The organism is Nonomuraea sp. NBC_00507, from assembly GCF_036013525.1.
Taxonomy (GTDB): Bacteria; Actinomycetota; Actinomycetes; order Streptosporangiales; family Streptosporangiaceae; genus Nonomuraea.
The window spans coordinates 12,520,637-12,543,583 of the sequence record NZ_CP107853.1 but is presented as its reverse complement, the minus strand read 5'-3'; the positions used below and the strand labels follow the sequence as shown (position 1 = coordinate 12,543,583).

The 22,947-nt window shown below is 70.5% G+C and carries 19 protein-coding genes and 1 pseudogene; 12 read left to right on the top strand and 8 right to left on the bottom strand.

Annotated elements, in window-relative coordinates; all coding sequences use genetic code 11:
- Position 1: 1 nt before the first annotated feature.
- The 3 genes from eccB to OHA25_RS59150 form a co-directional block, all read right to left on the bottom strand.
- A complete protein-coding gene (eccB, locus tag OHA25_RS59160; protein WP_327585492.1) occupies positions 2–1,420 on the bottom strand; it encodes a type VII secretion protein EccB in 1,419 nt (472 codons plus the stop codon).
- A 135-nt stretch (positions 1,421–1,555) separates the two neighbouring features.
- A complete protein-coding gene (locus OHA25_RS59155; RefSeq protein WP_327585491.1) occupies positions 1,556–2,407 on the bottom strand; it encodes a M23 family metallopeptidase in 852 nt (283 codons plus the stop codon).
- 200 nt (positions 2,408–2,607) lie between these two features.
- Positions 2,608–7,452, bottom strand: coding sequence for an FtsK/SpoIIIE domain-containing protein (locus OHA25_RS59150; RefSeq protein WP_327585490.1), 4,845 nt, complete (start codon positions 7,450–7,452; stop codon positions 2,608–2,610).
- A gap of 353 nt (positions 7,453–7,805) precedes the next feature.
- Between OHA25_RS59150 and OHA25_RS59145 the strand changes: the two genes are divergently transcribed.
- The 12 genes from OHA25_RS59145 to OHA25_RS59090 all read left to right on the top strand — a co-directional run bounded on the left by OHA25_RS59145 (position 7,806) and on the right by OHA25_RS59090 (position 18,113).
- Positions 7,806–8,474 carry a hypothetical protein gene (locus OHA25_RS59145; RefSeq protein WP_327585489.1) on the top strand — a complete coding sequence of 223 codons (669 nt, stop codon included), beginning with the start codon at positions 7,806–7,808 and terminating at the stop codon, positions 8,472–8,474.
- Between the two features lies 1 nt (position 8,475).
- Positions 8,476–9,192: a hypothetical protein gene (locus OHA25_RS59140; protein WP_327585488.1), complete on the top strand. Its 717-nt coding sequence runs from the start codon at positions 8,476–8,478 to the stop codon at positions 9,190–9,192.
- A complete protein-coding gene (locus OHA25_RS59135) occupies positions 9,189–10,484 on the top strand; it encodes a CpaF family protein (RefSeq protein ID WP_305920259.1) in 1,296 nt (431 codons plus the stop codon). The genes OHA25_RS59140 and OHA25_RS59135 overlap by 4 nt, the downstream gene beginning before the upstream one ends.
- A 3-nt stretch (positions 10,485–10,487) precedes the next feature.
- Positions 10,488–11,336, top strand: a complete 849-nt coding sequence (locus tag OHA25_RS59130) for a type II secretion system F family protein (RefSeq protein WP_327585487.1) — start codon at positions 10,488–10,490, stop codon at positions 11,334–11,336.
- Positions 11,329–12,252, top strand: coding sequence for a type II secretion system F family protein (locus tag OHA25_RS59125; protein WP_305920261.1), 924 nt, complete (start codon positions 11,329–11,331; stop codon positions 12,250–12,252). The genes OHA25_RS59130 and OHA25_RS59125 overlap by 8 nt, the downstream gene beginning before the upstream one ends.
- Positions 12,249–12,470, top strand: coding sequence for a hypothetical protein (locus OHA25_RS59120; protein ID WP_327585486.1), 222 nt, complete (start codon positions 12,249–12,251; stop codon positions 12,468–12,470). The genes OHA25_RS59125 and OHA25_RS59120 overlap by 4 nt, the downstream gene beginning before the upstream one ends.
- Before the next feature lie 22 nt (positions 12,471–12,492).
- Positions 12,493–12,891, top strand: a complete 399-nt coding sequence (locus OHA25_RS59115) for a TadE family protein (protein WP_327585485.1) — start codon at positions 12,493–12,495, stop codon at positions 12,889–12,891.
- Positions 12,888–13,286, top strand: a complete 399-nt coding sequence (locus OHA25_RS59110) for a TadE/TadG family type IV pilus assembly protein (protein WP_327585484.1) — start codon at positions 12,888–12,890, stop codon at positions 13,284–13,286. The genes OHA25_RS59115 and OHA25_RS59110 overlap by 4 nt, the downstream gene beginning before the upstream one ends.
- A complete protein-coding gene (locus OHA25_RS59105) occupies positions 13,279–13,689 on the top strand; it encodes a flp pilus-assembly TadE/G-like family protein (RefSeq protein ID WP_327585483.1) in 411 nt (136 codons plus the stop codon). Before OHA25_RS59110 ends, OHA25_RS59105 begins: the two co-directional genes overlap by 8 nt.
- Positions 13,690–13,792: 103 nt before the next feature.
- Positions 13,793–16,540 carry a BTAD domain-containing putative transcriptional regulator gene (locus OHA25_RS59100; RefSeq protein ID WP_327585482.1) on the top strand — a complete coding sequence of 916 codons (2,748 nt, stop codon included), beginning with the start codon at positions 13,793–13,795 and terminating at the stop codon, positions 16,538–16,540.
- The gene (locus OHA25_RS59095; protein WP_327585481.1) at positions 16,537–17,160 is read left to right on the top strand and encodes a hypothetical protein; all 624 of its coding nucleotides are present in this window, start codon (positions 16,537–16,539) and stop codon (positions 17,158–17,160) included. Before OHA25_RS59100 ends, OHA25_RS59095 begins: the two co-directional genes overlap by 4 nt.
- Complete coding sequence (locus OHA25_RS59090) at positions 17,157–18,113, top strand: hypothetical protein (protein ID WP_327585480.1); 957 nt, start codon at positions 17,157–17,159, stop codon at positions 18,111–18,113. The genes OHA25_RS59095 and OHA25_RS59090 overlap by 4 nt, the downstream gene beginning before the upstream one ends.
- Positions 18,114–18,398: 285 nt before the next feature.
- On the opposite strand, the gene OHA25_RS59085 is transcribed toward OHA25_RS59090, so the two are convergent.
- The 5 genes and pseudogenes from OHA25_RS59085 to OHA25_RS59065 all read right to left on the bottom strand — a co-directional run bounded on the left by OHA25_RS59085 (position 18,399) and on the right by OHA25_RS59065 (position 22,861).
- Complete coding sequence (locus tag OHA25_RS59085) at positions 18,399–18,659, bottom strand: MarR family transcriptional regulator (protein ID WP_442942027.1); 261 nt, start codon at positions 18,657–18,659, stop codon at positions 18,399–18,401.
- Positions 18,660–18,838: 179 nt separating this feature from the next.
- Positions 18,839–19,546 (bottom strand): HNH endonuclease, encoded by a 708-nt coding sequence (locus OHA25_RS59080; protein WP_327585479.1) that lies wholly within the window; start codon positions 19,544–19,546, stop codon positions 18,839–18,841.
- A gap of 112 nt (positions 19,547–19,658) precedes the next feature.
- A pseudogene (locus OHA25_RS59075) lies at positions 19,659–20,054 on the bottom strand (RRXRR domain-containing protein); the annotation flags it as partial.
- Positions 20,055–20,969: 915 nt separating this feature from the next.
- Complete coding sequence (locus OHA25_RS59070; RefSeq protein WP_327585478.1) at positions 20,970–21,479, bottom strand: methylated-DNA--[protein]-cysteine S-methyltransferase; 510 nt, start codon at positions 21,477–21,479, stop codon at positions 20,970–20,972.
- Positions 21,476–22,861, bottom strand: coding sequence for a DNA-3-methyladenine glycosylase 2 family protein (locus OHA25_RS59065; protein ID WP_327585477.1), 1,386 nt, complete (start codon positions 22,859–22,861; stop codon positions 21,476–21,478). Before OHA25_RS59065 ends, OHA25_RS59070 begins: the two co-directional genes overlap by 4 nt.
- Positions 22,862–22,947: the final 86 nt, after the last annotated feature.

Here is a 22,947-nt window from a genome sequence, read left to right as displayed (position 1 = left end):
CTCACCTGCCGGCTACCGTCAGCGGCACCATGGCGGCCGCCGGGTCGAGCGCCGGCCCCTGCGGGATGGAGTGCATGATGCTCGCCGGCACGGGAGCGATGTCGGCGGCGTCATACCCGAGCTTGGCGAGCACGTCCGCCGACGGCACCGGATAGCGCACACCCTGGTCGCTGATCAGCGACAGCGTGCCGGCCACCGCGCCGAGCTGGCCCTCGCCGGGTAGCAGGCCGGCCACCACGGCGCTCCCCGGAGGGAGCAGGACCTGGTCGAAGCGGTTCTGGACGCCCGCGTTCGCCGGGGCCGGTATGGCGATCCTGCTGCCGACCGTCACCTTCGCCGCGACCGAGCCCGCCATCGTGTTCGCGTACACCGAGCAGAGCGGCACCGAGCCCGACACGGTGATCACGTTCGGCATGGCCGTCGGCAGGGTGGTGTCCATGACGTTCTGGCGCGACGGTGCCGCGTTGGCCGACGCGGCGTCAATCTGGATGGGCTGCACCGGGCGGTTGCCGTATGCCTTCTTGCTGGCCGGATCCTCAAGCAGCAGCCTGGCCTGGACGGCGGTGATGGGGGCCAGGCCGTCGTCGAGCAGGACGTACCAGCGCGCGGCGGTGCCCGGCAGGGCCGGTACCGTGAAGACCTGCCCGACCGTCGCCGCGGTGGCCTGGCCTCCGGTGCGTACCTTCTTGCCCCGGTTCGCCACGTCGGGGCCCTTGAAGTCGTGGCCGGCCGGCAGCGCGGTCAGCCAGGCGGTGGGCACCTTCCTCGGCTGGGCGTTGAGCGCGCGCACGCCCGGCTCGCCCACGCGCATGCGCCGGTCTCCCCAGATGACCCAGTTCTGCTGCCCGTCGGACACCACCATCGCGCTCGTGCCCACCGGCTTCCCGCCGACGTCAGTCCCCCCGACCAGCGTCGTGTACGGCCTGCGCCCGCCCGCGTTGTCGGGCCCGTCCGCCACGCACACCGACCAAGGGGCCTTGACCAGCTTCTCCTTGACGGGCAGCGAGTCTGGCGCGCCGGAGATTCCGATGAGCGGCCCACGGGTGAACCCCGCCAGGGACGCGGCGGTCACGCTCCGCGTCGTGATCTCCCCGCCGTCCAGGACCAGCCGCGCGGACACGTAGTTCGCCACCGGCAACAGCCGCTGCCGCTGCTGGCTGTAGACGAACTTGGCCCCGCTCTCCTCCTCGACGAGCAGTTGCCCCGGGTCGGTCAGCTTGGTGGCGTTGCCCGGCTTCACCAGGCCCCAGATCCCGAACACCGCCATCACCAGGACTCCGACCAGGATCCCGCCGAACGTGGCCACGTTCTGCCGCCGCATCGGAGACTCGGGCACGTCCGGCTCGGCCTGCAGGAGCGCCATCCCGAGCCGTTGCTGCATCAAGCGGTGGGCCTGATAGAGGTCCTTCTTGGTCTGCACAGCCCCTCCCGCGCGTCACAGCCCGCGCATCAGCATAAACGCCCAGCTTTCCCAAACGTCCCTCAAGCACCATATCCACCTCTGGCCCCGCGATCGCCGGATCACGGGGCCAGAGGCGCCTCGCCGCGACAACCGTCAGCCGCAGTGCTCCAAGGGGCTGTCATACCTGACGGAGCCGATGGCGCCGCCCCACTTGATGCAGATGTGGGCGGCCTTGGCCCGGATCGGACCCGCGTAGTACTGGAAGCTGCCCGCGCCCGTCTTCCTTGGCTGGTCTTTGAGCTCCAGATACGCCCGCATGGCGACCTTGCCGGAGACGTTGTTCCGCAGGGTGACGACGCAGTTCTGGCCGCTGGAGGCGGAGTAGAGCAGCACCACCCGCCCCAGAGTGCCGAGAGCGGCCGAGTCGATCTGCTTGAAGCCCGAGCCGCAGACCTGCGTGGCCGAGTACGGGTTCTTCGTGCCGCCCGTGGCCGGCGGCGGCGTGGTGGCCTGGCCACCCCCGCAGTTCTTCGAGGTCAGCGTCTGGTTCGGGTAGCGGAACCTGGCGCCGTTGAACGTGGCCGGGACGATCCTCCCCGAGGAGGTGCGCTGCTCGTAGTGGAGGTGGGCGAGCATTTTGTACTTCTTCGACGTCTTGCCCACGGTGCCGATCTTCTGGCCCTGCCGGACCGTCGCACCCTTGCTGACCAGCAGGTCGTTCAGGTGGGCGTACAGCGTGACGGAGCCGTCGGAATGCCGGATCTTGATGACTTTGCCGAAGCCGTCCGCGGTCCGGAACTCCGACATCACCACCGTGCCCGCGGCCGCCGCCACGACAGTCCTGCCCAGGTCGCCGTTGCCGTCGCCGGCGCTCCCATTGAAGTCGACCTCGTAACCAGCGGTGTGCGCTGGGCTCTTGCTACTGCCGACCCAGGTCTCTCCGCAGGGGAACGGGAGCTGGAACATGGGTCCGGCCGATACCGCCGAGGCGCTCGCCGCGTTCACGCCACCAAGGGAAAGCGCGGCAACGCCGCATAGGCCGGCTAAAAGGGTCTTGATCCGCATGGAGGGAAGGGTGCCATTTGGATCATCAACGCGTCTAGATCTTCGCGAACTATTCATAAACAGTACGTTCACCCCACGCCCCACCAAAGGCCCGCCGTCTGGACGTCACCTTCTCCGGACCGTGAGGGCGGCCGTGGCCGTCATTCGTGGTCGGGGAGAGCCGCTTGGATGGGGGTGATGACGCCGGTCGTCACGAGGATCCCTCGCCCGGGCGGGCCTCCGGTTGCCCCACGGGGCAGCCGAATCGTGAAGAGGTCGCCGTCGGTCTGCCCTTGGATCGCCAGGAGCACACCCGTACGGGCCTTGCGGGTCTCCGCCACGAACCCGCGGTAGGCGACGGCCAGATCCCCCGTCGTGCCGGCGATCAATAGCGCATGATCGCCGTCTCTCCCTGTCTTGAGCACCTCCTCCAGCGCCGTTCCCAGCGGACCGTCCGCGTTGATCAGCTCGGCGTCGTCGACCAGCACGACATAGTGGTGCAGATCCGCGACGAGCTCGGCCAGGTTCGTGGCGTTGCCGTCCAGCACGGCGTGCGCTCCGGCCAGCTCTCTCAAGGGGCTGCGTCTCGGTGCGACGACGATGACGGGCGTGCCCTGGGCGAGCAGCGAATGGGCCGCCGACAGCAGCGTCGACGAACGGCCGGAACGCGCGGGGCCGGCGATCACGGCGCCCGGCCCGTGAGCCAGCAGGTCGAGCCCGAGCGGCGCGAGCGCGTCGCCGCCCGCACCCACCAGCGCCCAGAGCGGCGAGGGAGGACTGAAGGCCGGGTCCAGCGCGAGCGACTGGCCGGCGGTGATGCGCATCGGCAGGGCGTCCACCCGCAAGGGCGGCTCCCCGTGCCAACGCCAGCCATGTGGACCGGCCGCCGGCGGCTGCGCTTGAGCCGGGCCGGCGGCGGCGCGGGCCACGGTCTGAAGGGCCGCCACCTGCGCGGGGCCGGCGGGATCGGAGGAGAGCAGGGCGATGTGATGCTCGACGATGCCGTGATCGCCCATGGACAGGGCGCGGCCCGGGGGCATGGAGGCAGGCAGGCCCTTGAGCGGAAACCCGGCCAGACCGAAGTCGGAGGAGTCGGACAGGCGCAGGATCAAGCGGTCGTCGAACACCGTGGACACCTGGCCGAGCAGCCCCGACCGGTCACTGGTGATCACTGCCCTGAACCCCACAGCCGCCCCTTCGCGCAGTAGCTGGAGCAACGACTCGATGAGGCGGCCGTAGTCGTAGCTCTCGAACGCGGCCACGAAGCCTTCCCACCGGTCGAGCATGAACACCAGCCAGGGAAGCCGATGGCCCGCCTGGCGGTATTCGGCCAGCGACGCGTGCCCGGCCTCGGCCAGCAGCTGCTGACGGCGGCCTATCTCGACCCGGAGCCGGGTGAGCAGGCGTTCTACCCGGTCGAGCTGGTCACGGGTCACCACCGCCCCGCAGTGCGGCATCGCCACCAGGGGCAGCAGCGCACCCGAGCCGCAGTCGACCGCATGAAGGTGCACGTCGCCGGGGGAGGCATGGGCCGCTATCGATCCCGCGATCGTCCGCAACGCCGTCGACCTCCCGCTGCGCGCGGAGCCCGCGATGAGCAGGTGCCCACCGTGGGCCAGGTCCAGCGCGAGAGGCAGCCGGTCCTGCGCCCACGGACGATCCGTCAGGCCGAAGGGCAGCGGCGTCACCTCCACGAACGGGTCGGATTCCGGCCGCGGCAGGGACGCGTCCGCCGGGCTCGATGCCGAAGCTCCGTCCGGTCCCAACGCCGGCTGGCTGAAGCCTTTCACCCGCGCCTGGATCGGGTTGCCGCGGAAGGGCACGCCTGACGCGTTGAGGGGCGGGGCGGACCCTGGCCCGTCCGAGGTGGCGTGGAGGGGGCTGGGGAGATCCAGGACGAAATGGGTGGGGAGAGGGTCCAGCCAGGGGCTGGGCTGGGCCGGGACGCCGGTCAGCCGGGCGGCCTCGATGAGGGCGTCGGCCACCAGCGTGAGGTCCGTGACCGTCGATTCCTCCTCCGGCTCGGGCGGGGGAGGGAGCGGTTTGCCCATGGAGCGCCAGTTCACCTCGAGCACCCGGATGGTGCCGGTCGCCGCGCTGTGGGCGCCCGGCGATGATCCGACGACGTCCTGCGGTGATCCCGGAGGTCTCGCCGGGCTGCGGCCCCCGACCCTGGCCGTCTGCACGGCGGTCGCCGCGCCCACACCCGACCGCACGTAGCAGCGGCCCGGTGTGGATTTGGAGATGTGGGCCGCGTCGGGCAGGTCGATGACGTCGGCCGACTCGGCAGGCTCGGTCACGCGAAGCGCGATCCGCAGGGACGTGTTGGCCTGGATGTCGGCCGTCACCACGCCCGCCGGTCGCTGCGTGGCCAGGATCAGGTGGATGCCCAGCGAGCGACCTCTGCGGGCGATGTCCACGAGACCGGTCACGAAGTCGGGCAACTCGGCGACCAGAGCGGCGAACTCGTCGATGATCAGTACCAGGCGCGGCAGCGGGACCGCACCCGCGTAGTCGTCGATGTCCTTGGCCCCGGCCTTCAGCAGCAGGCGCTCCCTGCGGCGGATCTCCGCCGCCAGCGAGTCGAGCGCCCGTTGTGTCAGATGGCCGTCGAGGTCGCTGACCATGCCGACCGTGTGCGGCAGGCGTACACACTCCTTGAACGCGGCCCCGCCCTTGTAGTCGATCAGCACGAACGTCAGCTGGTCGGGCCGGTTGGCCACCGCCAGCGCGCAGATCAGCGTCTGCAACAGCTCGGACTTGCCCGCGCCCGTGGTGCCGGCGATCAGGCCGTGCGGGCCGTCGAGCTTGAGATCCACCGAGAACGGTCCCTCGGGCCCGACACCGATCAGCGCGCTCGTGGTGCCACGGTCGCGCCATCGGGCGGCCAGCTCTTTGCCGGAGGGTTCGGGCATGCCCATCAGATCGAGCAGCCGGACCGCTCCGGGCAGGTTGCCCGCAGGATCGTCCCTGCTGACGTCGCGGATCGGCGCCAGGGACCTGGACAGGCGGTCGGACCAGGCGGCCGACACGAAGTCGCCCAGCACCGGGCCGATGACGTCGAGCCCGCCGCCCCGCAGGTGTACGAGGCCGTCGCCGCCGCACGCGGCCACCGTCTGGCACTCCTCGGGCAGCAGGCGCTGGTCATCGTCGATGGCGAGCGTGTAAACCCCGGAACGGGGTCCCTGGCGCAGCACCTGCGGCATGTTGGGCAGGCCGCGCAGCACCTGTGCCCCGTCGAGGATCACCAGCACGTCGTAGGGGCGTACGTCATAGGAGGAGAACGTGGGCTTCTCTGGGCCGCCGAGGTCGTCCCACCCGCTGGGGACCTTGCCGAGCTCGGGGATCGCGGTGTTCTGGCGCTCGTCGATGAGGGCGGCGAGCTCGGAGACGCGGCGCGCCGCCGACTCGGGGTCGGTGCCGAACAGCGCCACACATTCCTCGCCTGCACGTGGCGCGCAATGCGGCAGCCAGCGCATCCAGCCCCAGCGGCGCTCGGCGTCGGGATGCGCCGACACCACCACGATGGCCAGATCGCGCGGGCTGTGGAGGGTCGCGGCCTGGGCGATCAGCCAGCTCGCCAGGCTGGCCGCGACGGTGCGCGGGCCGGTGACGCCGGCCACGCCCAGCCGCCGCATCGGCAGCGCCACGGGCACGGAACGGCAGATCGGCGGATCGATGGGCCCGCCCTGCTCCTCCGACAGCTCCAGGTTGGCGGGCAGGTCGGCGAGCCCGACCCGCAGCCTGAGCGCGTCGGAGTCGTGGATCCTGCGCTCCCACAGCCGCCTGCGCGGCCCCGTGGCGGTGAGCAGCACCTGGGCCGGGTCCGGAGCGTCCGCCCTGCGGGCGGCCTCGTCGGCCACCCTGGCCTGCTCGACCGCCTCGTCGTACGCCTGGAGCCGCTCCTTCCACTCCTTGATCGCCTTCTTGTGCTGCTTCTTGCCGTGACGGCGGTCGCTCCACCACTGGCCGACCATCATGATCGGCGTCATCAGCGCGATGAGCAGGTAGTAAGGCTGCTTGAGCGCGAACGCCAGCGTCACCCCCAGCGCGGCAGGCAGGAACGCGGCCAGCAGCTGCAGGCGCAGGCCCTCGTTCCTGCTCGGCTCCTTCGGCCGGACGAACGTGCGCTCGGGCTCGGGACGCCGGAGCCTGGGCGGGCGGTTGTAGGACACGCCGCCCTCGCTCCTGGGCGCCAGGTGCGCGTCCTTGGGCTCGATCGACGTCAGTACGAAGACCGAGGAACCGCAGGTCAGCACCGCCTGATCGGTCCATTGGACGGGTTCGGTGAGCGGCCGGCCGTCGATCTGGGGCACCTCTTCGTAGCCGGCCGCGAACTCGGCCGCCTCCCGCTCGGCCACCCGCGCCGTCAGCTCGGCGACCTCGCCGGCCCAGCGGCCCTTGAGCTTGAGTTTGGGCGCCTGGCCCGGCTGCTGCCACGTGCGTTCCGCAGTGATCGCGTCCGGCGTCACCCGTACGGTCACCGCCTCCGGCGCGAGTGCCGGATCGGCGGCGGCGATCGCGCACATCGGATCGGAGCCGATGATGTAAGTGCCCAGCCCCAGCCGATGCACCGCCCCAGCCGCCGGCCCGCCCACGACCCGCACCTCGGCCACCCCACCCGGCTCCTCGATGACCGTCGCCCGGGCCAGGCGGGAATCCAGCGTGACCTTGTCGCCGTCCCGCAGCACGGAGGTGGCGCGGGCTCGGGGGTCGAGGGGGCGGCCGTCACGCCACATGACCGGCTCATGCCCGCCCGGCATGCCCGGCGTGCCGGCCCGTTCGGGCCCGCGCGGGCGGGGCACGTGGAGCCCGTCGTCGGGAGGAAGCCCACGACCGGCGGACATGCCGTAGGGCGCTCGGGCTCTGGGCAGCCGGACGACCGTCGCCAGTGGCCCGGCGTCGCTGAGCGCTTCACTCACCCCGGCCACTGTGGTGCTGTCGTCGCCGTCGATCACGACGTCACGGTCGCCCTGCCCGCCGAGCACGGTGAGCATGATCCGCATGGTGCCGTCTCCTCGCTCGACTTCGGCCGCCAAGGTAGCGCCCGAAGCGCGGCCAGGCCGGTTGGTTGACATCAATGGCATGACTGGGCGCGGGCGGTGCGGGGGCCATTGGTGGGTATAAATCCGTAGAACCGGTAATCCTGTGCCCCATGTGACTCAAGTGGCAAACAGGCGCGACTAGCCGGAAAAATCCCCACTCGTCAATGCGATAGAAACAATAAGCATTGATTATTTCCCATTGACATCCCGCTACCTGCGAAACAAGCATTGGTCCTCGCATTCGGCCCCCGCCATCCGAACAAGCCCCACATAATGGCGTGGATTCCGCAAATCACCTTGGGAGCCCCCCACCCATGAGGACCAGTGAAAAGCCTGCCGTCAACGCGGCGGCGGGGTTGTCCGGCCCGGCCTCGCGCAAGCTCCCCGTGCCACCCCGCGAACGCAAGCCGGCCCTGGCCGCGCTCGCCGTCCTGCTCATCCTCGGCGGCGCGCTGGCCACGACCCTGCTCGTGCTCAACAGTGGTAACCGCGTCTCCGCCATCAGGGTCACCCAGCAGATCGGCGCAGGTCAGAAGTTCCCGCCCGAGGCGCTCGAAGAAGTGAAGATCGCCGACACGGGCGTCGACTTCGTCAGCTGGTCGCAGCGCCAGCAGGTGGTCAACAGCTTCGCGGCCGTCACGATCCTGCCCGGAACCCTGCTGACGAACCAGATGGGCGTCCGGGCCAGCAGCGAGCTCGGCGAGGGAAAGGCCACGGTCGGATTGGCGCTCAAGCCAGGGCAAATGCCCGCCGGCATCCAACAAGGCGACCGCGTCCAGGTGATATTCGTACCGAGCCGTTCGAGTCAGGGACAAACGCGCGTCCTGGCCGCCAGTGCGCTCGTCTTCGCCGCCGGCGACAAGTCCAGATCTGGAAATTCCGGCCAGATCACGGTGGTCGTGGATTCGGCGGCCGCGCCGGAAATAGCGGCGTTCGCCTCCACCGGTGAGATCGCGGTGGCCGAGCTGCCGGGGGCACGCTGACGTGGGACTGATCGTGCTGGCCGCCGACAAGGGCGCGCCGGGGGTGACGACGGCCGCGACGGCCCTGGCCGCGGTGTGGCCGCGGCCGGTGCTGCTGGCCGAGTGCGACCCGGCGGGCGGCGACCTCGCCTACCGGCTGCCCGCCGCCGACGGCGGCGTGCTCAACCCGGGCAAGGGCCTGCTCACGCTGGGCGCGACCGCGAGGCGCGGCCTGGAGCCCGCCCAGATCCATCAGCACACGCAGAAGATCATCGGTGGTCTCGACGTGCTGGCCGGGCTCACCCACGGCGAGCAGGCCGCCGGCCTCACCTGGCTGTGGGGTCCGCTGGGCAGGTCGCTCGCCGCGATCCCGAACGCCGACGTGATCGCCGACTGCGGCCGCCTCGGCGCGCACCCGCAGCTCGGCGACCTGCTGGCCGAGGCCGAGCAGGTCGTGCTGCTCACCAGGGCGAGCCTCGACCATGTCGCCCACCTGCGCGAACGCCTCCAGGTCAGCAAGGCCCACGGCGTGGTGGTGATCGCCGACCCGCGTGCCTACCGCGCCTCGATCGAGGACGTCCGCAGAATCGTCGGCCCCAGCGTGCAGTTCGTCTACGGCCTCGCCTACGACCCCAAGGGCGCCGAGCTTCTGCGCGGCCAGTGGGGCGGCCGCCTGGACCGCTCGCTCCTCATCCGAACGGCCCGCGACCTGGCGACGAGGCTGGTGAGCCACCGATGATCGATCACTCGCTGGTCAAGCGGTTCCGCCAGGAAGTCGGCGACCGCCTGGCCCACCAGCGCAGGCTCGACCAGGCCAACGGCCTGCCCGCGATGACCGGGGAGGACGAGCGCCAGTTCGCCAGGGCGCTGATCTCCCAGGTCCTCGAGGAGCACGCGCGCAGTGAGATCGGCCTCGGCCGCACGCCTCCCACAGTGGAAGAGGAGGAGGCGCTCGCGGCCGGCATCCACGCCGCGCTGTTCGGCGTGGGCCGCCTGCAGCCGCTGCTCGACGACCCCGAGGTCGAGAACATCGACATCAACGGCTGCGACAGGGTCTTCGTCAGCTACGCCGACGGCCAGGAGCTCACGCAGGACCCGGTCGCCGAATCCGACGACGAGCTGATCGAGCTGATCCAGATCCTGGCGGCGTACTCGGGCCTGTCGAGCAGGCCGTTCGATACCGCGAACCCGCAGCTCGACCTGCGCCTTCCCGACGGCTCCCGGCTGAGCGCGGTCATGGACGTCACGGTACGGCCGGCGGTCTCGATCCGCCGCGCCCGCCTGGGCAAGGTCTTCATGTCCGATCTAGTCGGCAACGGCACGATAAGTCAGGACGTGGGGAGGTTCTTGAGCGCAGCCGTCGCCGCCCGCAAGAACCTCATGATCGCCGGCTCGACCAACGCCGGCAAGACCACCCTGCTGCGGGCCCTGGCCAACGAGATCCCGCCCAGCGAGCGCCTCATCACCGTCGAACGCGCCCTCGAGCTCGGCCTCGACCAGTTCCCCGAGCTCCATCCCAACGTCGTCGCCTTCGAGCAGCGCCTGCCCAACTCCGAGGGCCAGGGCGAGATCTCCATGGCCGAGCTGGTCAGGCGCTCGCTCCGGATGAACCCCAGCCGCGTCATCGTCGGCGAGGTCCTCGGCGACGAGATCGTCACCATGCTCAACGCCATGACCCAGGGCAACGACGGCTCCCTGTCGACCATCCACGCCAACTCCAGCATGGAGGTCTTCAACCGGATCGCCACCTACGCCCTGCAGGCCAGCGAGCGCCTGCCCATCGACGCCACCCACATGCTCATCGCGGGCGCCATCGACTTCGTGATCTTCATCGAGAAACGCAACGACTACCACCGCGGCGGCACCCTGCGCCGCTACGTCTCCAGCATCCGCGAGGTCAACGGCTGCGACGGCCGTGTCCTGTCGAGCGAGGTGTTCATCCCGGGACCCGACGGCGCCGCCGTCCCGCACGCGCCGGTCTCCTGCCTGGACGAGCTCATGGCGCACGGCTACACGCCGGGGGGGTGGTGACGGATGGCGCTCACGTTCGACCCGCTCGCTCTGCTGGCCGGCGCAGTGGCCGGCGGCGGCCTGTTCCTGTTCGTCCTGTCCCTGTACGGCCTGCGCCCCCGCCCACCGCAGCCCAAGCGGCACCTCGTCAAGATGCTGACCACGCGCGCCGCGATCGCCGCCGTGGCCGCCACCATCGTCCTGGTGATCACCCGCTGGCCGGTCATGGCGGCGGGCACGGTGCTGCTCGTGTTCGCCTGGCGCGGGCTGTCGGGCGGCGCGGCCGAGGAACGCACCGCGATGCGCCGCCTCGAAGGGTTGGCCGCCTGGACCGAGTCGCTGCGTGACACGATCGCCGGCGCGGCCGGGCTCGAACAGGCCATCCCGTCGTCCATCAGGGCCGCCGCGCCCACGCTCAGGCCCCACCTGCGGGCCATGATCGACCGGCTGCACACCAGGATGGCGCTGCCGGAGGCGCTCGCCCTCTTCGCCGACGAGCTCGACGACCCCTCAGCCGACCTGGTGGTGGCCGCGCTCATCCTCAACTCCAAGCTGCGCGGCCCCGGCCTGCGCGACGTGCTCGGGGCGCTGGCCGTCTCGGCCCGCGAGGAGCTCGACATGCGCCGCCGCGTCGAGGCCGAACGCCGCGCCACCAGGCGCAGCGTCCAGATCGTCGTGATCACCGCGCTGGGCTTCGCCGCGATCCTGGTGGTGTTCAACCCCTCCTACGTCGCCGAATACGAGGGCTTGCTCGGGCAGGCCGTGCTCGTGATCGTGGCCGGGCTGTTCGGCGCCGGGTTCGCCTGGATGAGGCGGCTGGCCAGGTTCGACAAGCCGACACGGCTGCTGATGGGAGGGGGCGGCCATGGTTGAGGGCGCGCTGGCGGGCGCCGTACTGGGACTTGGCCTGTTCGTGTTCTTGCGGGCCCTTTTCCCGGCCCGCCCCGGCCTGGTGGCGCGGCTGCTCGCGCTCGATGCCGTACGCGAGGACGCGGACGCCCCCCGCATCCAGCTCGTGCTGCCGGACGAGGAGGTCAGCGCGTTCCGCCGCGGCCTCGGCGTGCGGCTGGCCCGCCTCTACGGTGCCCGCGGCTGGGAGGCGAGATCGGTCAAATCGGACCTGGCGCTGCTGGGGCGGTCGTTCGAGGCGTTCCTCGCGACCAAGGCGCTGCTGGCCGCCAGCGGCCTGCTGGCGTTCCCGCTGCTGCTCGGCTGGCTGGTGCTCATGGGGTGGGGCACCTCGCTCGCCATCCCGTTCTGGTCGTCCGTGCTCGTGGCGATCGTGTTCTTCTTCCTGCCCGATCTGCAGATCAGGAAGGAGGCGGCGGCCAAGAGACGCGACTTCCGCCACGCCGTGGGCGCGTTCCTCGACCTCGTCTCCATGAACCTGGCCGGAGGCCGCGGCGTGCCCGAGGCGCTCATGATGGCCGTCTCAGTCAGCGGCGAGCGCCCCAACTGGGCGATGGGCCGCATCCGCGACGCGCTGAGCGGCGCGAGGATCGTCGGCATCACCCCATGGCAGGCGCTCGGCCAGCTCGGCGAGGAGATCAACGTCGACGAGCTCCGCGACCTGTCCGCCGCGCTCGGCCTGGTGGCCGATGACGGCGCCAAAGTACGCGCCTCGCTCACGGCCAGGGCCGCCACCCTGCGCCGCCGCGAGCTGGCGGAGATCGAGGGCCGGGCAGGCGAGCGCTCGCAGTCGATGCTCGTGGCCCAGCTCCTGCTCTGCGCCGGATTCGTGATTTTCCTCAGTTTTCCCGCCGCTATGAAGATGTTGGGGGTCTCGTGAACCATCCCTGGATCATTTACCTCACCGCGTGGCTGAGCTCGCGCATCCACCGCGCCCGCACGGCGCCCACCCGCGGCGCCTCCGCCGTGGAATGGGTGATCATCACTGCCATCATCGCCGGGGTGGCGCTCGGCCTGGCCACCTTGATCAGGACTCTTGTCGAGCAGCAACAGGAGCAGATCCGGTCGAACTTCGGCGGCGACGGTGGCGGCGGCTAGGCCCCGCGACGGCGAACGCGGCGTGACCGCGATCGAGCTGGCCATCCTCATGCCGGTCGTCCTCGCGGTGTCGCTGCTCATCGTGCAGGTGGCGCTCTGGTTCCACGGGCGGCAGGTGGCCGAGGCGGCCGCCAGGGAAGGCGCCCGCGTCGCCAGGGCGGCGCCCATCGACTCCGGCGACTGGCCCGGCGCGGCCACGGCCAAGGCCACCGAGATCGTCCGGGCCATCGGGCCGCAGCTGCTCGGCAACGCCACCGCCACGACGTCCGAGAAGGAGCCCGACGAGCGCTTCGTCACGGTGACCGGCAGCGCCGTGCAGGTCATCCCGCTGCTCCCGCCGCTGACGTTCACGATCACCGCGACCGCGGGCGGGCCCGTCGAGTGCTTCCGCCCCGACGACGGCGGCGAGGACTGCGGATGACCAGAGATCGCGAGCGCGGCTCCATGGCCGTGGAGACCGTCATGCTGGCGCCGCTCTTCCTGCTGTTCCTCATGTTCCTCGCCGGTGCCGGTGTGCTGGTGGAGTCGCAGGGGCGGGTCAACGGGGCGGCCAGGGACGCCGCCAGGGCCGCGTCGGTGCAACGTACGTTCGACGAGGCCGAGGCGGCGGCCGAGGCGATCGCCGAGAGCGCGCTCACCGGCCCCTGCGGCTCACCGTCGGTGTCGCTGGACGGCTCGGAGTGGGAGCAGGGCGGCCAGGTCCAGGCCGAGGTGACCTGCGAGCTGGACCTCGCTTTCCTCGGGTTCGGCGGCACCACGCGGATGACCGGCACGGCCGTGGTGCCTCTGGAGCAGTTCAGGAGGATCGATGAGTGAACGCGGCTCGATGTCGGTGTTCACCGTGCTGTTCTCCGTGGCCGTGTTCCTGCTGGCTGGGCTGCTGGTGGACGGCGGGGCGGCGATCAACGCCCGGCTGCGTGCCGCGGACGTGGCCGAGCAGGCCGCGCGGGCCGGCGCCGACCAGATCGACGTCGACCACCTCCGCGCCACGGGGGAGACCCGGCTGCTCGGTGACGATCAGGTGTGCGCGCGGGCCGACGAGATCGTCGCGGCCCAGGGCGGCGACGACGTGACCAGCGGCGAGTGCTCGGTGGGGCAGGGGCAGGCGCTGGTGACGGTCAGCGTGAGGGTGCGGTGGGAGGCGTTCTTCCTCGGCGCGATCGGTTTCCCCGGCGACGAGGCGATCGGCGAGGCCACGGCCGCGCCCGAAGCGAGATAGACCGAATCTCTTCACTCGATGGATTGCGGAACGCACGAGGCAACACGCTGGACGAGAGACCCCAGGGGCACGGCGCCCCCGAGGTAAAGGAGACGGAGAGGCGATGCCGACGCGAGAGCCCGCGCGTCCCATGGGGCGCCACACGTCCGCGCGCATGCCCGCCAGGCGCAGGGCCGGCGACGTGCTCGCCGGGCTCGCGGCGCTGGTGGTGCTGGTCGCGCTCGTGGGCGGGGTGCCTTACGCGCTGCTCACGTTCGTCGGGCCGCCGCTCAGACCTGAGCTGCTCGACCTCGAGACGCTCACCAGCCGCGTCGGCCCCAGCACGATCGTGGCGGTGCTGGTGCTGCTGGTGTGGCTGGCCTGGTTCCAGCTGTTCGCCTGTGTGCTCGTCGAGGTGTACGCCGGGGTCCGCCGGGTGGGCATGCCCGCCCGCGTACCGTTCTCCGGCGGCACTCAGGTCTTGGCCAACAAGCTCGTCGGCGCCGTGCTGCTGCTGTTCACGACCGGGGCCATGCTCGCGCCCATCGCCAAGCTGACGCCCACGCCCGCCGCCCCGCCCGTGACGGCGGTGGCGTACTCCGCGCCGATCGTCGAGAAGACGTTGGAGACGAACAAGACCAAGAAGGTGTACGTCGTCCAGCCGCCGCACGGCCGCCACCACGAAAGCCTGTGGGAGATCGCCGAGAAGTGCCTCGGCGACGGCCGCCGCTACCACGAGATCTACCGGCTCAACCAGGCGAAGGTCCAGCCGGACGGCACCCGGCTGAAGATGGCCGACCTGATCAGGCCCGGCTGGGTGCTCGACATGCCGGATGACGCGAGGAACGCCCACATCGTCCCCGCCGACCAGCCGCGCGAGGAGACGCTGCGCGAGCACCCGGGCCGGGCGCAGGTGCCCGACGACGGCAGGGCCCACGGCGAGGTCAAGAAGGAGAAGAAGGGCGAGGCCAAGCACCGCCTGCCGGAGCAGCAGGACCAGCGGCGTCAGGAGCCCGAGCAGCAGCAGCCGGCCGTCCGCGAGAGCCAGGGCAACGAGCTGGTCGAATACCTGGCCGGCGCCTCACTGGCCGCGGCCGGGCTGCTGCTCGTGCTGGCCAGGCGGCGCCGCGAGCAGCTCTGGGGCCGGATGTTCGGCCGCAGGCTCGCCCGGCCACGCGGCGACGCCGCCGAGGCCGAGGTCGCGCTCCGGCTGGGCGGAGACGCGCCGGGCGCCCGCATCCTGGACGTCGGCCTGCGGGTGCTCGGCGCGGAGTTGGCGAGGCAGAACCGCACCCCGCCCATCGTGTACGCGGCCCACCTGTCGCCGCGCACGCTCGACCTGTGGGTGCATCCGCCGGACCCCGACCCGCCCGCGCCCTGGACGGCCGAGGACGGCGGCCAGGTGTGGCGGCTGCCGGCACACGAGGGCCGGCTGCTGCCGGACCGGACGAGCCCATGGGGGGCACGAGCCGGCCACCACGAGCCCCACCAGCCGGGCGGGGCGCCGTACCCCGGACTGGTCTCGATCGGCACGAACGTGCACGGGCGCGTGCTCATCGACCTGGAAGCCGCACAGGGCCTGATCAACGTACGCGGCGCGCAGACCACGGCCGCGCTGGCCGCCCTCGCCGTCGAGCTGGCCACCAACCGCTGGTCCGACGGCATGCGCGTCACGCTCGTCGGCTTCGGCGAGGAGCTGACCGCGATCGCACCCGACCGCATCAGGGCCGTCGGCGGTCTGGCCGAGGTGCTCCCTGAGCTCGAGGCCGCCGCGGCGCCGCGCAGAGAGGTGCTGACCGGCCGCATCGGCGGCAGCCCGCGCGATGCCCATTACTTGCTGTCCGCGGTCGCGCCCACGCATGAGGAGGCGCGCCGGCTGGCGCTGCTGGCCCGCAGGGACACCGCCGGATATGTGGTCGCGGGCGACGTCCCGCACGCCACATGGACGCTGGAGATCACCGACGACGGCAAGGCCAAGATCGCCGAACTGGGGTTCGAGGTGGATGCCCAGCTCCTGCCCCGCCGCCACTACCGTGCGCTCGTCGACCTGTTCCGCACCGCCGGGCGGCTCGACGGCGAGGCCATCCCCGAGGCGGAGCCGCTGCCGGGGCTGCACCCGCCGGCCGTCGAGATCAGGATGCTCGGCCCCATCGAGGTGCTCGGCCTCAGCCCGCTGGAGGAAGGCCGGCTGGCGCTGGCCACGGAGCTGCTGATCTACCTGGCCACGCACCCGGGCGGCGTGCATCCCGTGGTGCTCGGCGGGGTGTTGTGGCCGCGCGGCGTGCAGGACATGGTCAGGGACGCCACGATCGCCAGGGTCGCCGACTGGCTGGGCCCCCGGCACCTGCTCACCGACGAGGTCGGCCGGCTGCGGCTGGGGCCCGAGGTCCGTACGGACTGGGCGTTGTTCCGCGAGCTCGTCCGCCGCTCGCACGGCGACCCGTCGGCCAAGGCCGTGCTGCTGGAGAAGGCGCTCGGCCTGGTCAGGGGCCCGCTGCTGACCGGCAGGCCGCCCGGCAGGTATGCGTGGCTGGCGGCCGAGGACCTGGAGTACGACGTGGCCGCCGAGGTCGCCGACGCGGCACACCAGCTCTGCGAGATCAGGCTCGCGCAGGACCAGCCGGACGCCGCGGTGGCCGCCGTACGCGCGGCGCTGCTGCTGGCGGCCGACGACGAGGGTCTGTGGCGCGACCTGCTGCGGGCCACGCACGCGACCGAGGACGTCGTCCGCCTGCGCGCCGTCGTCGAGGGCCTGACCAGAAGGGCCGCCTCGCACCCGTACGGCGGCGGGATGGCCCCGGAGACCGAGGCGTTGATCGAGGAACTGCTGCCCACGTGGCGCATCCACGTCGTGAAGGAGTCGTCGGCATGAGACGAACGGCGATGGCGATGGTGCTGTGCCTGCTGGTCATGGCGGGATGCGGCCAGCAAGAACGCCCGTACGCGCCGCTGGAGGCACCCACGCCCGCCGGGAGTGATCCGGTGCAGGCGGAACCCACGGAGAGCAGCCCCGCGCAGGAACAGCCGCTGCCCTCCGGCACTCAGACCATCGACATCGCCGAAGGCATGCGGGTGCGGGTGGAATGGCCCGCGAACCCCGACCCGCTGCTGAAGGTCATGGTCGACCAGTACGTCGGCACCCGCGAGGCCGTTGTCGAGGGAAAGCGCGTCTACAAGCGAAACCTCGAGCTCGATGCCGTGTTCCAGGCGAGCAGGTGGGTGCAAGAGCTCATCGACCAGGGACACTCGATGCGCGGAACAGGCCGTATCTACAACTTGCGGGTCAGCGCGCGCATGGGCAGCGGGGCGCAGGTCGACGCATGCGTGGACGAGTCGAAAGTGCGCCTGATCTCCTCGCGCACCGGGGAGGTCATCTCCCCCCATCCTGATTGGACCCGCCCCTACGCCGAGAGCGTGGCCGCGCACCGCGGTGACGACGGGGTGTGGCGCATCAGGTCCTACCTCACTCCCAGAGAAGGATGCACCCGATGAAAGCGTTGATCTCGTTCGTGACGGCGGGACTGCTGCTCCTGCCCTCTTTGAGCGCCCAGGATCCGGGGCGGGAAGGTGACACGTCGGCCCGTGGCTCCCAGACCGGGAAATCTGGGAAAAACCTATTCGCCGAAATCGAGTCAAAACGCGTCAAGGTCTACGGCAGCGGTACCAAGGGCGGCAAGGGTGACGGCTTCCGGATGAAGCGGCCGTGCTGGTACGAGCCTTTCCTGAACGCCGACGACGCCGCCGACTTCTTCACCAAGGGCCGGGACTCGGCCAACCGACACCGGATCAACGAGGAGAGCCGCCGGGAATTTGAGCAGCCGTTCGTGGACAGACGGGGTCAGGAAGGGACGTGGTGGACGCCCGCCTACAACAGGGGTGATCCCGCAGGCGCGGCCTGCTGGGCGACGCTCCAGCAGTTCCTGTTCGTGCCGCCTGGGGTCACGCCGCCCTCGGGGATCACACTCGAGCAGCTGGCCGAGATCGCCAGGGCCTCGATGACCGTGCCCGAGCAGACCGTCAAACTCAATCCCGATGCCAGGAGCTTCGTGAACCTGCCCACCCACGTCTGGCTGGAAGGAATAGGCGAGACCAGCCGTTCCGTCACCGCTGAGATCCCTGGCGTCATGAGCGTGACACTGGTGGCCACGCTCCAGGACATCAAGATCGATCCCGGCACCACTAAGGAACGCGCGGAGGTGACTGAGAGCGGTTGCGGCACGGCCGGGAAGCCGTACGTCAGAGGCGGTGAATTCGCCTGCGGCGTGCGTTACCTGCGTTCGTCGATCGACCAGCCGCGCGAGACGTACCCGCTGACCGTCACGGCTGTATGGCCAGTGGAGGTGCAGGGCAACGTCGTCCCGTTCCAGTTCGCGCCGGTGGAGCTCGGTGTGACCCGGGACGTGCCGGTCGGCGAGATCCAGAGCAACGTCAAGCCACCCAACTGAGGACCATGGCGTCGCAGGGGCGCGCTCAGCTGGGAAACGATCGATACCGGCAGGATATGAATCTCAACTCACGGTCGGCCCTGGTCCGTACGACCAGACGCGTGTGGCCTCCACGCGCTCCGGCAAGCCCGGCATGAACGCGAGCGAGATGCTCAAGACGCAGGAATGCCTGCGGCCCCGCCTACAACGCCTCCGACCCTGAAGGGCCAGCTTGCTTCGGCACCATAGACCCGTTCGTCTTCGTGCCGCCGGGCACCCAGCCGCCGTCTGGGATCCGAGATCGCGTCAGCTGAGGACCGCGGCGAGCGGGGCGAGCTCCGGCTGCTCCGCCGCCTCGGCCAGCACCTCCTTGAGCACGGCGTCGTGCGTCGGGCGGGCCTGCGCGAGTAGGTCCCGCCCGTCCTGCGTGACCTCGGAGTAGATGCCGCGCCTGTCGTCCTCGCACAGGTAGCGCCTGAGCAGCCCGCGCTTCTCCAGCCTCGTGACCAGCCGGGTGGTGGCGCTCTGGCTGAGCACGACCGCGCGAGCCAGCTGCTGCATGCGCATGTGCCAGCCGTCCTGGCGGGCCCAGTATGTCCAGCACCGTGTATTCGCTCACGCTCAGGTCGTGCTCCTTCTGGAGTGCTTTTTCCAGCTTGTCGTCGATTTTGCGTGCAGGGCCGCGAGGGCGCGTCAGCTCTGGGCGCGCGCTTCGACAGCGTCGTCGGCTATGGGCATCGCTCAAGCTATCTAGGCAAGGGGGAGAAGGCGTACGGTCCGCATGACTCCTTCTGAAAGGTGTAGGCGTATCCGTCCGCCCGTTGCAACAGGCGGATGTGACGGTGATTGAGTCCTTGGACGGTGCCGTGTGCGGTGGTGATGTTGAAATAGCCGCGGGAGCGGACGGCGAGGCGGCCGGTGTAGGTACCTTGCTTCTTACCGGTGGGCACGACGGCTCGGACGAGGTCCCCAGTCTGGTAGCCGAAGTGCTGTTTCTGGCGGGGCATGCGAAGGCGGGGGAAGCCGTGCTTGTCGGAGCGGGTGCGGGCGTGGGTGCCGCGGCCGGTGCATCCGGCGACCATCACTGGGGAGACGGTTTCGGTGATGGTGTCGAGCTTTCCGACGGCCAGGGCGTCGAGGGTGTGGGTCTTGGGTAGGTGATTACGCGTACGGTTCCACTTTGTGCGGCCCCCGGAGGCCACGTGGGTGGGTAGGAGGGCGTCAAGCTTGCGCCATAGGGCCCAGCGGGTGGACTGCACGGCAGCGGTGTCCCGAAGCGGCGTCATGGCCTGTGCTCGAATCGTGGCGAGCAGTTTTGGCTTACCGGTGAGGAACTGTGTGATTGGCCGGTTGCCCTTGACCTGGTTGCACGGCACGCAGGCCAGGGTGAGGTTCGAGACCCGGTCGGTGCCGCCCCGGCTGCGGGGCTGGATGTGGTCGATGTTCAGCGGCACCCCGCTGGTGCCGCAGTAGGCGCACCGTCGCCCCCACTTGGCCAGCAGGTAGCACCGCCCGCACCGGCGCCCAGCGAGCGAGCCGGTCGACCCAGGAGACGGTAGTGGCCACGCGATGAAGGAGGGAAGGCGGGAGCCAGCCTGAAGGTCGCGTGCGGTTGGCGAAGCGCGGCTTTCGGTAGCGCAGGTTCCGGGTGCGGCGGCCGCGCCGGTAGTTGGCCCGCTGCCCCATCCTTTTCCGGATCGCGGCGCCGCGGTGGTCGAGCCGGAGCGCGAACCGGGCGCGGCGCTCGCCACCCTGGGCGGTGAATATCGAGATCCCGGTGTGCTGGGAGCCGGGGTCGATGCCTAGTTCCGCCCCATCAACTTCTGAGGTGTCGATGGTGCGGTCCTTGAGACGGATGACGAATGGCGTGCGCCGATGCACGACAGCGCGTCCCCTTGTGAGCAGCTTGCGTGCCCTGGCCGGGGTGCAGGGCTGGAGCGGATGTCCGTGCCTGTCCAGCACGAATACATAGGGTGGGGACTCACGTCCCTTCTCCCGAACCGGAGTATGGTCCGGGGTAACGCCCCCGGCGGCAGGTGAACTGCCGGGGGTCTCACCTCGCACATGTCCCGCGCCCGGTGCGCTATAGCCTTCGAGCCCCGTTTCGTCCCTGATCCCGGGGTTGTCTGCTGACCCGAATTCGAGAGCGCGCTGCTGGTGAAGCACAGCGCGGTCGGTCTTCTGTCGTACGCGGAACGTAGCCAACGTCGGTCACCTCCTTGCGATGATTGTTGGCTGGTGCTGGCAACACACGTGCCTCCAGCCATCTCGGCTGAAAGCCCCCGCATTATTTACGCGGGGGATCCGGTTGCCATCAACGGGCTGCTACCCGTTTCGTGAGATCGGCTCCTTTGGAGCAGATCTCACGATCGACGCCGACTTCGGCTTTGCGGCTCCCAGGTGGACCGCTGCCCTGCTGAGCGTGGTGGGGGTGGCTGGGGTGACGGCATTCAGCCTCAGCGCTTGGCGCCCTCGATGTGAGCAGACAGGGCCGGCACACTGGGTGTTGCGCCAGCCCCGCCTGCTTTGTTCAGACGAACGACTCCTCGAATTCCTTGGCAAGAGCTGCCTTCTCGAGCCGACCTATGGCCGTCGTCTTGTCAGTCCACGCGTCGATCCGCGCCTACGCTTCGTCTGGCATGTGACTACAGCGAACCGTTACGATCAACGGGACGGCCTGGGGTATTTCCTTGTTCGTCCCGTCGGCATCCATATGGCCTACTGCTGCGTCGGCGACCTGTCTGGCCCAATAGACGGCCGTAGCTATGCGCGCTATGGCGTCTTGGGCTGACTCGCTCTCGTTCTCATGTGTTCTCATCGCTGCCCATCCTCCGCGTTGGCATGCCGAACGCATTACCGAATGCAGTCAAGGCATTACTATAGGTTAGTGATTCCTCCGGATTCGTGGGCAAGCAGCCACTCTTTGACCGGTACGCCGTAGTAATAGCCGCCATATCCCCCAGAGCTGGGCAGCACCCGGTGGCAGGGGACGAACGGTGCGATCAGGTTCTGGGCGCAGGCCGACCCGGCTGCCCGGGCAGCCGTCTTCGGTAGTCCGGCCCGTTCGGCCAGCTCCGCGTACGAGACGGTGGTCCCCGCCTTGACCTCACGCAACGCCGCGTGGAGCCGCTTGCGGGTCGGTGAGCCGGGCTGGGAGACCGGGATGGCGTCCAGGGCGGCCAGGTCGCCCGACAGGTACGCGCGGACGGCCTCCGACGCCGCCCCCAGGTCGTCCACCACCTCCAGGCCCTCCGCCTGGAGTGCGGGCGTGAGGCGGGCGTACATCTCCTTCGGGTCGGCGGTGAAGCCGGCCGCGACCAGGATTCCCTCGCGGGACAGCAGGGACAGAGGCCCCATGGGGGTCGGGATGAGCTGTGCAGCGATCATGATGAGCTCCAGAGGTGCAGCGCGGCGTAGGCCCGCCAGGGCCGCCACCGCTCGATGTGGTCGTCAGTGATGCCCAGGGCGGCCATGCGCTTCTTGAGCACGAGGTCGCCCGCGGGCCAGGCGTCGGGGTCGCGAAGGGCCCGCAACGCGATGTAGCTGGCCGTCCACGGGCCGATGCCGGGGACTTCGAGCAGTCCCGTCACGGCTTCCGCGGGGTCCTGGCCGCCGTCCAGGTCGATCTGGCCCTCGGCCAGGCGCGCGGCCAGGTCCTTGAGGGTCTCGATCCGGCGGTTGGTCAGGCCCAGGCCGGTGAGGTCGGTCTCCAGGAGGTGGGCCGGCGTGGGGAAGAGGCCGCCGGGTGCGGCGGCTCTGGCGACGATGCGGCCGAGCAGGGTACGGGCGCCCGCCACCGAGATCTGCTGGCCCACGACCGCCCGCACCGCCAGCTCGAACCCATCGAACGTCCCCGGCACGCGCAATCCCGGCCGGGCCGACACGAGGGGGCCGAGCGAGGTCTGGCCGAGGATCTCGGCAATGGCGTCCGGGTCGGCGTCCAGGTCGAGGAGGCGGCGGCAGCGGGCCACGACGCGGGCGAGCTGCCGCGTGTCCTCCACCGCCACGTCCAGGGCGATGTGGTCCGGCCGCGGGGTGAGCGTGATCGTCCCGCCCGGCACAGCCCGCGAGTACGACGTCCGGTCCGCCACCTCCAGCCCGGGAATCGCCCGGGAGGCCAGGAACGCGAAGACCCCCTCCACGTCGTACGGCTCCCGCCGGTGCAGCCGCAGCCTGAGCGTCGCGTCGGAGACCCGCGGTCCGGCCGTGGCCCGCAGCTCGCTGGGCGTGAAGCCGTACGTCTCCCGCATCGTCGCGTTGAACTGCCGCACGCTCCCGAACCCTGCCGCGAACGCCACCTCCGTCACCGGCAGCCCCGTCTCGGTCAGGAGCTGTTTGGCCAGCAGCAGCCGCTTCGTCCGCGCCACCGCCAGCGGCCCGACACCCAGCTCGGCCACGAACAGCCGGTGCAGGTGCCGCTCGGTGATGTGCAGCCGCCTGGCCAGCCCCACGACGCCCTGCTCGTCGGCCCCGCCGTCGTCGATCAGGCGCAAAGCCCGGCCGACGAGGTCGCCGCGGACGTCCCAGCCGGGATCCCCGGGGGAGAGCTCGGGACGGCAACGCTTGCACGGGCGGAACCCGGCGGCCTCGGCCGACGCCGCGTGCCGGTAGAAACGCACGTTGCGGGAGGCCGGCGTACGGGCGGGGCAGATCGGGCGGCAGTAGATGCGCGTCGTCGTCACCGCCGTGTAGAAGCGCCCGTCGAACCGGGCGTCCCTGGCCGAGACGGCCCGGTAGCAGGAGTCGAAGTCGAGCTCAAGTGGTGACATGTCTTCGACGGTATGCGCTTCTCAGGCGGCTGACTGGCGGAAATCGGACGCGACCGTGAAATGCCAGGTCGGCAGGTCACAGCCCA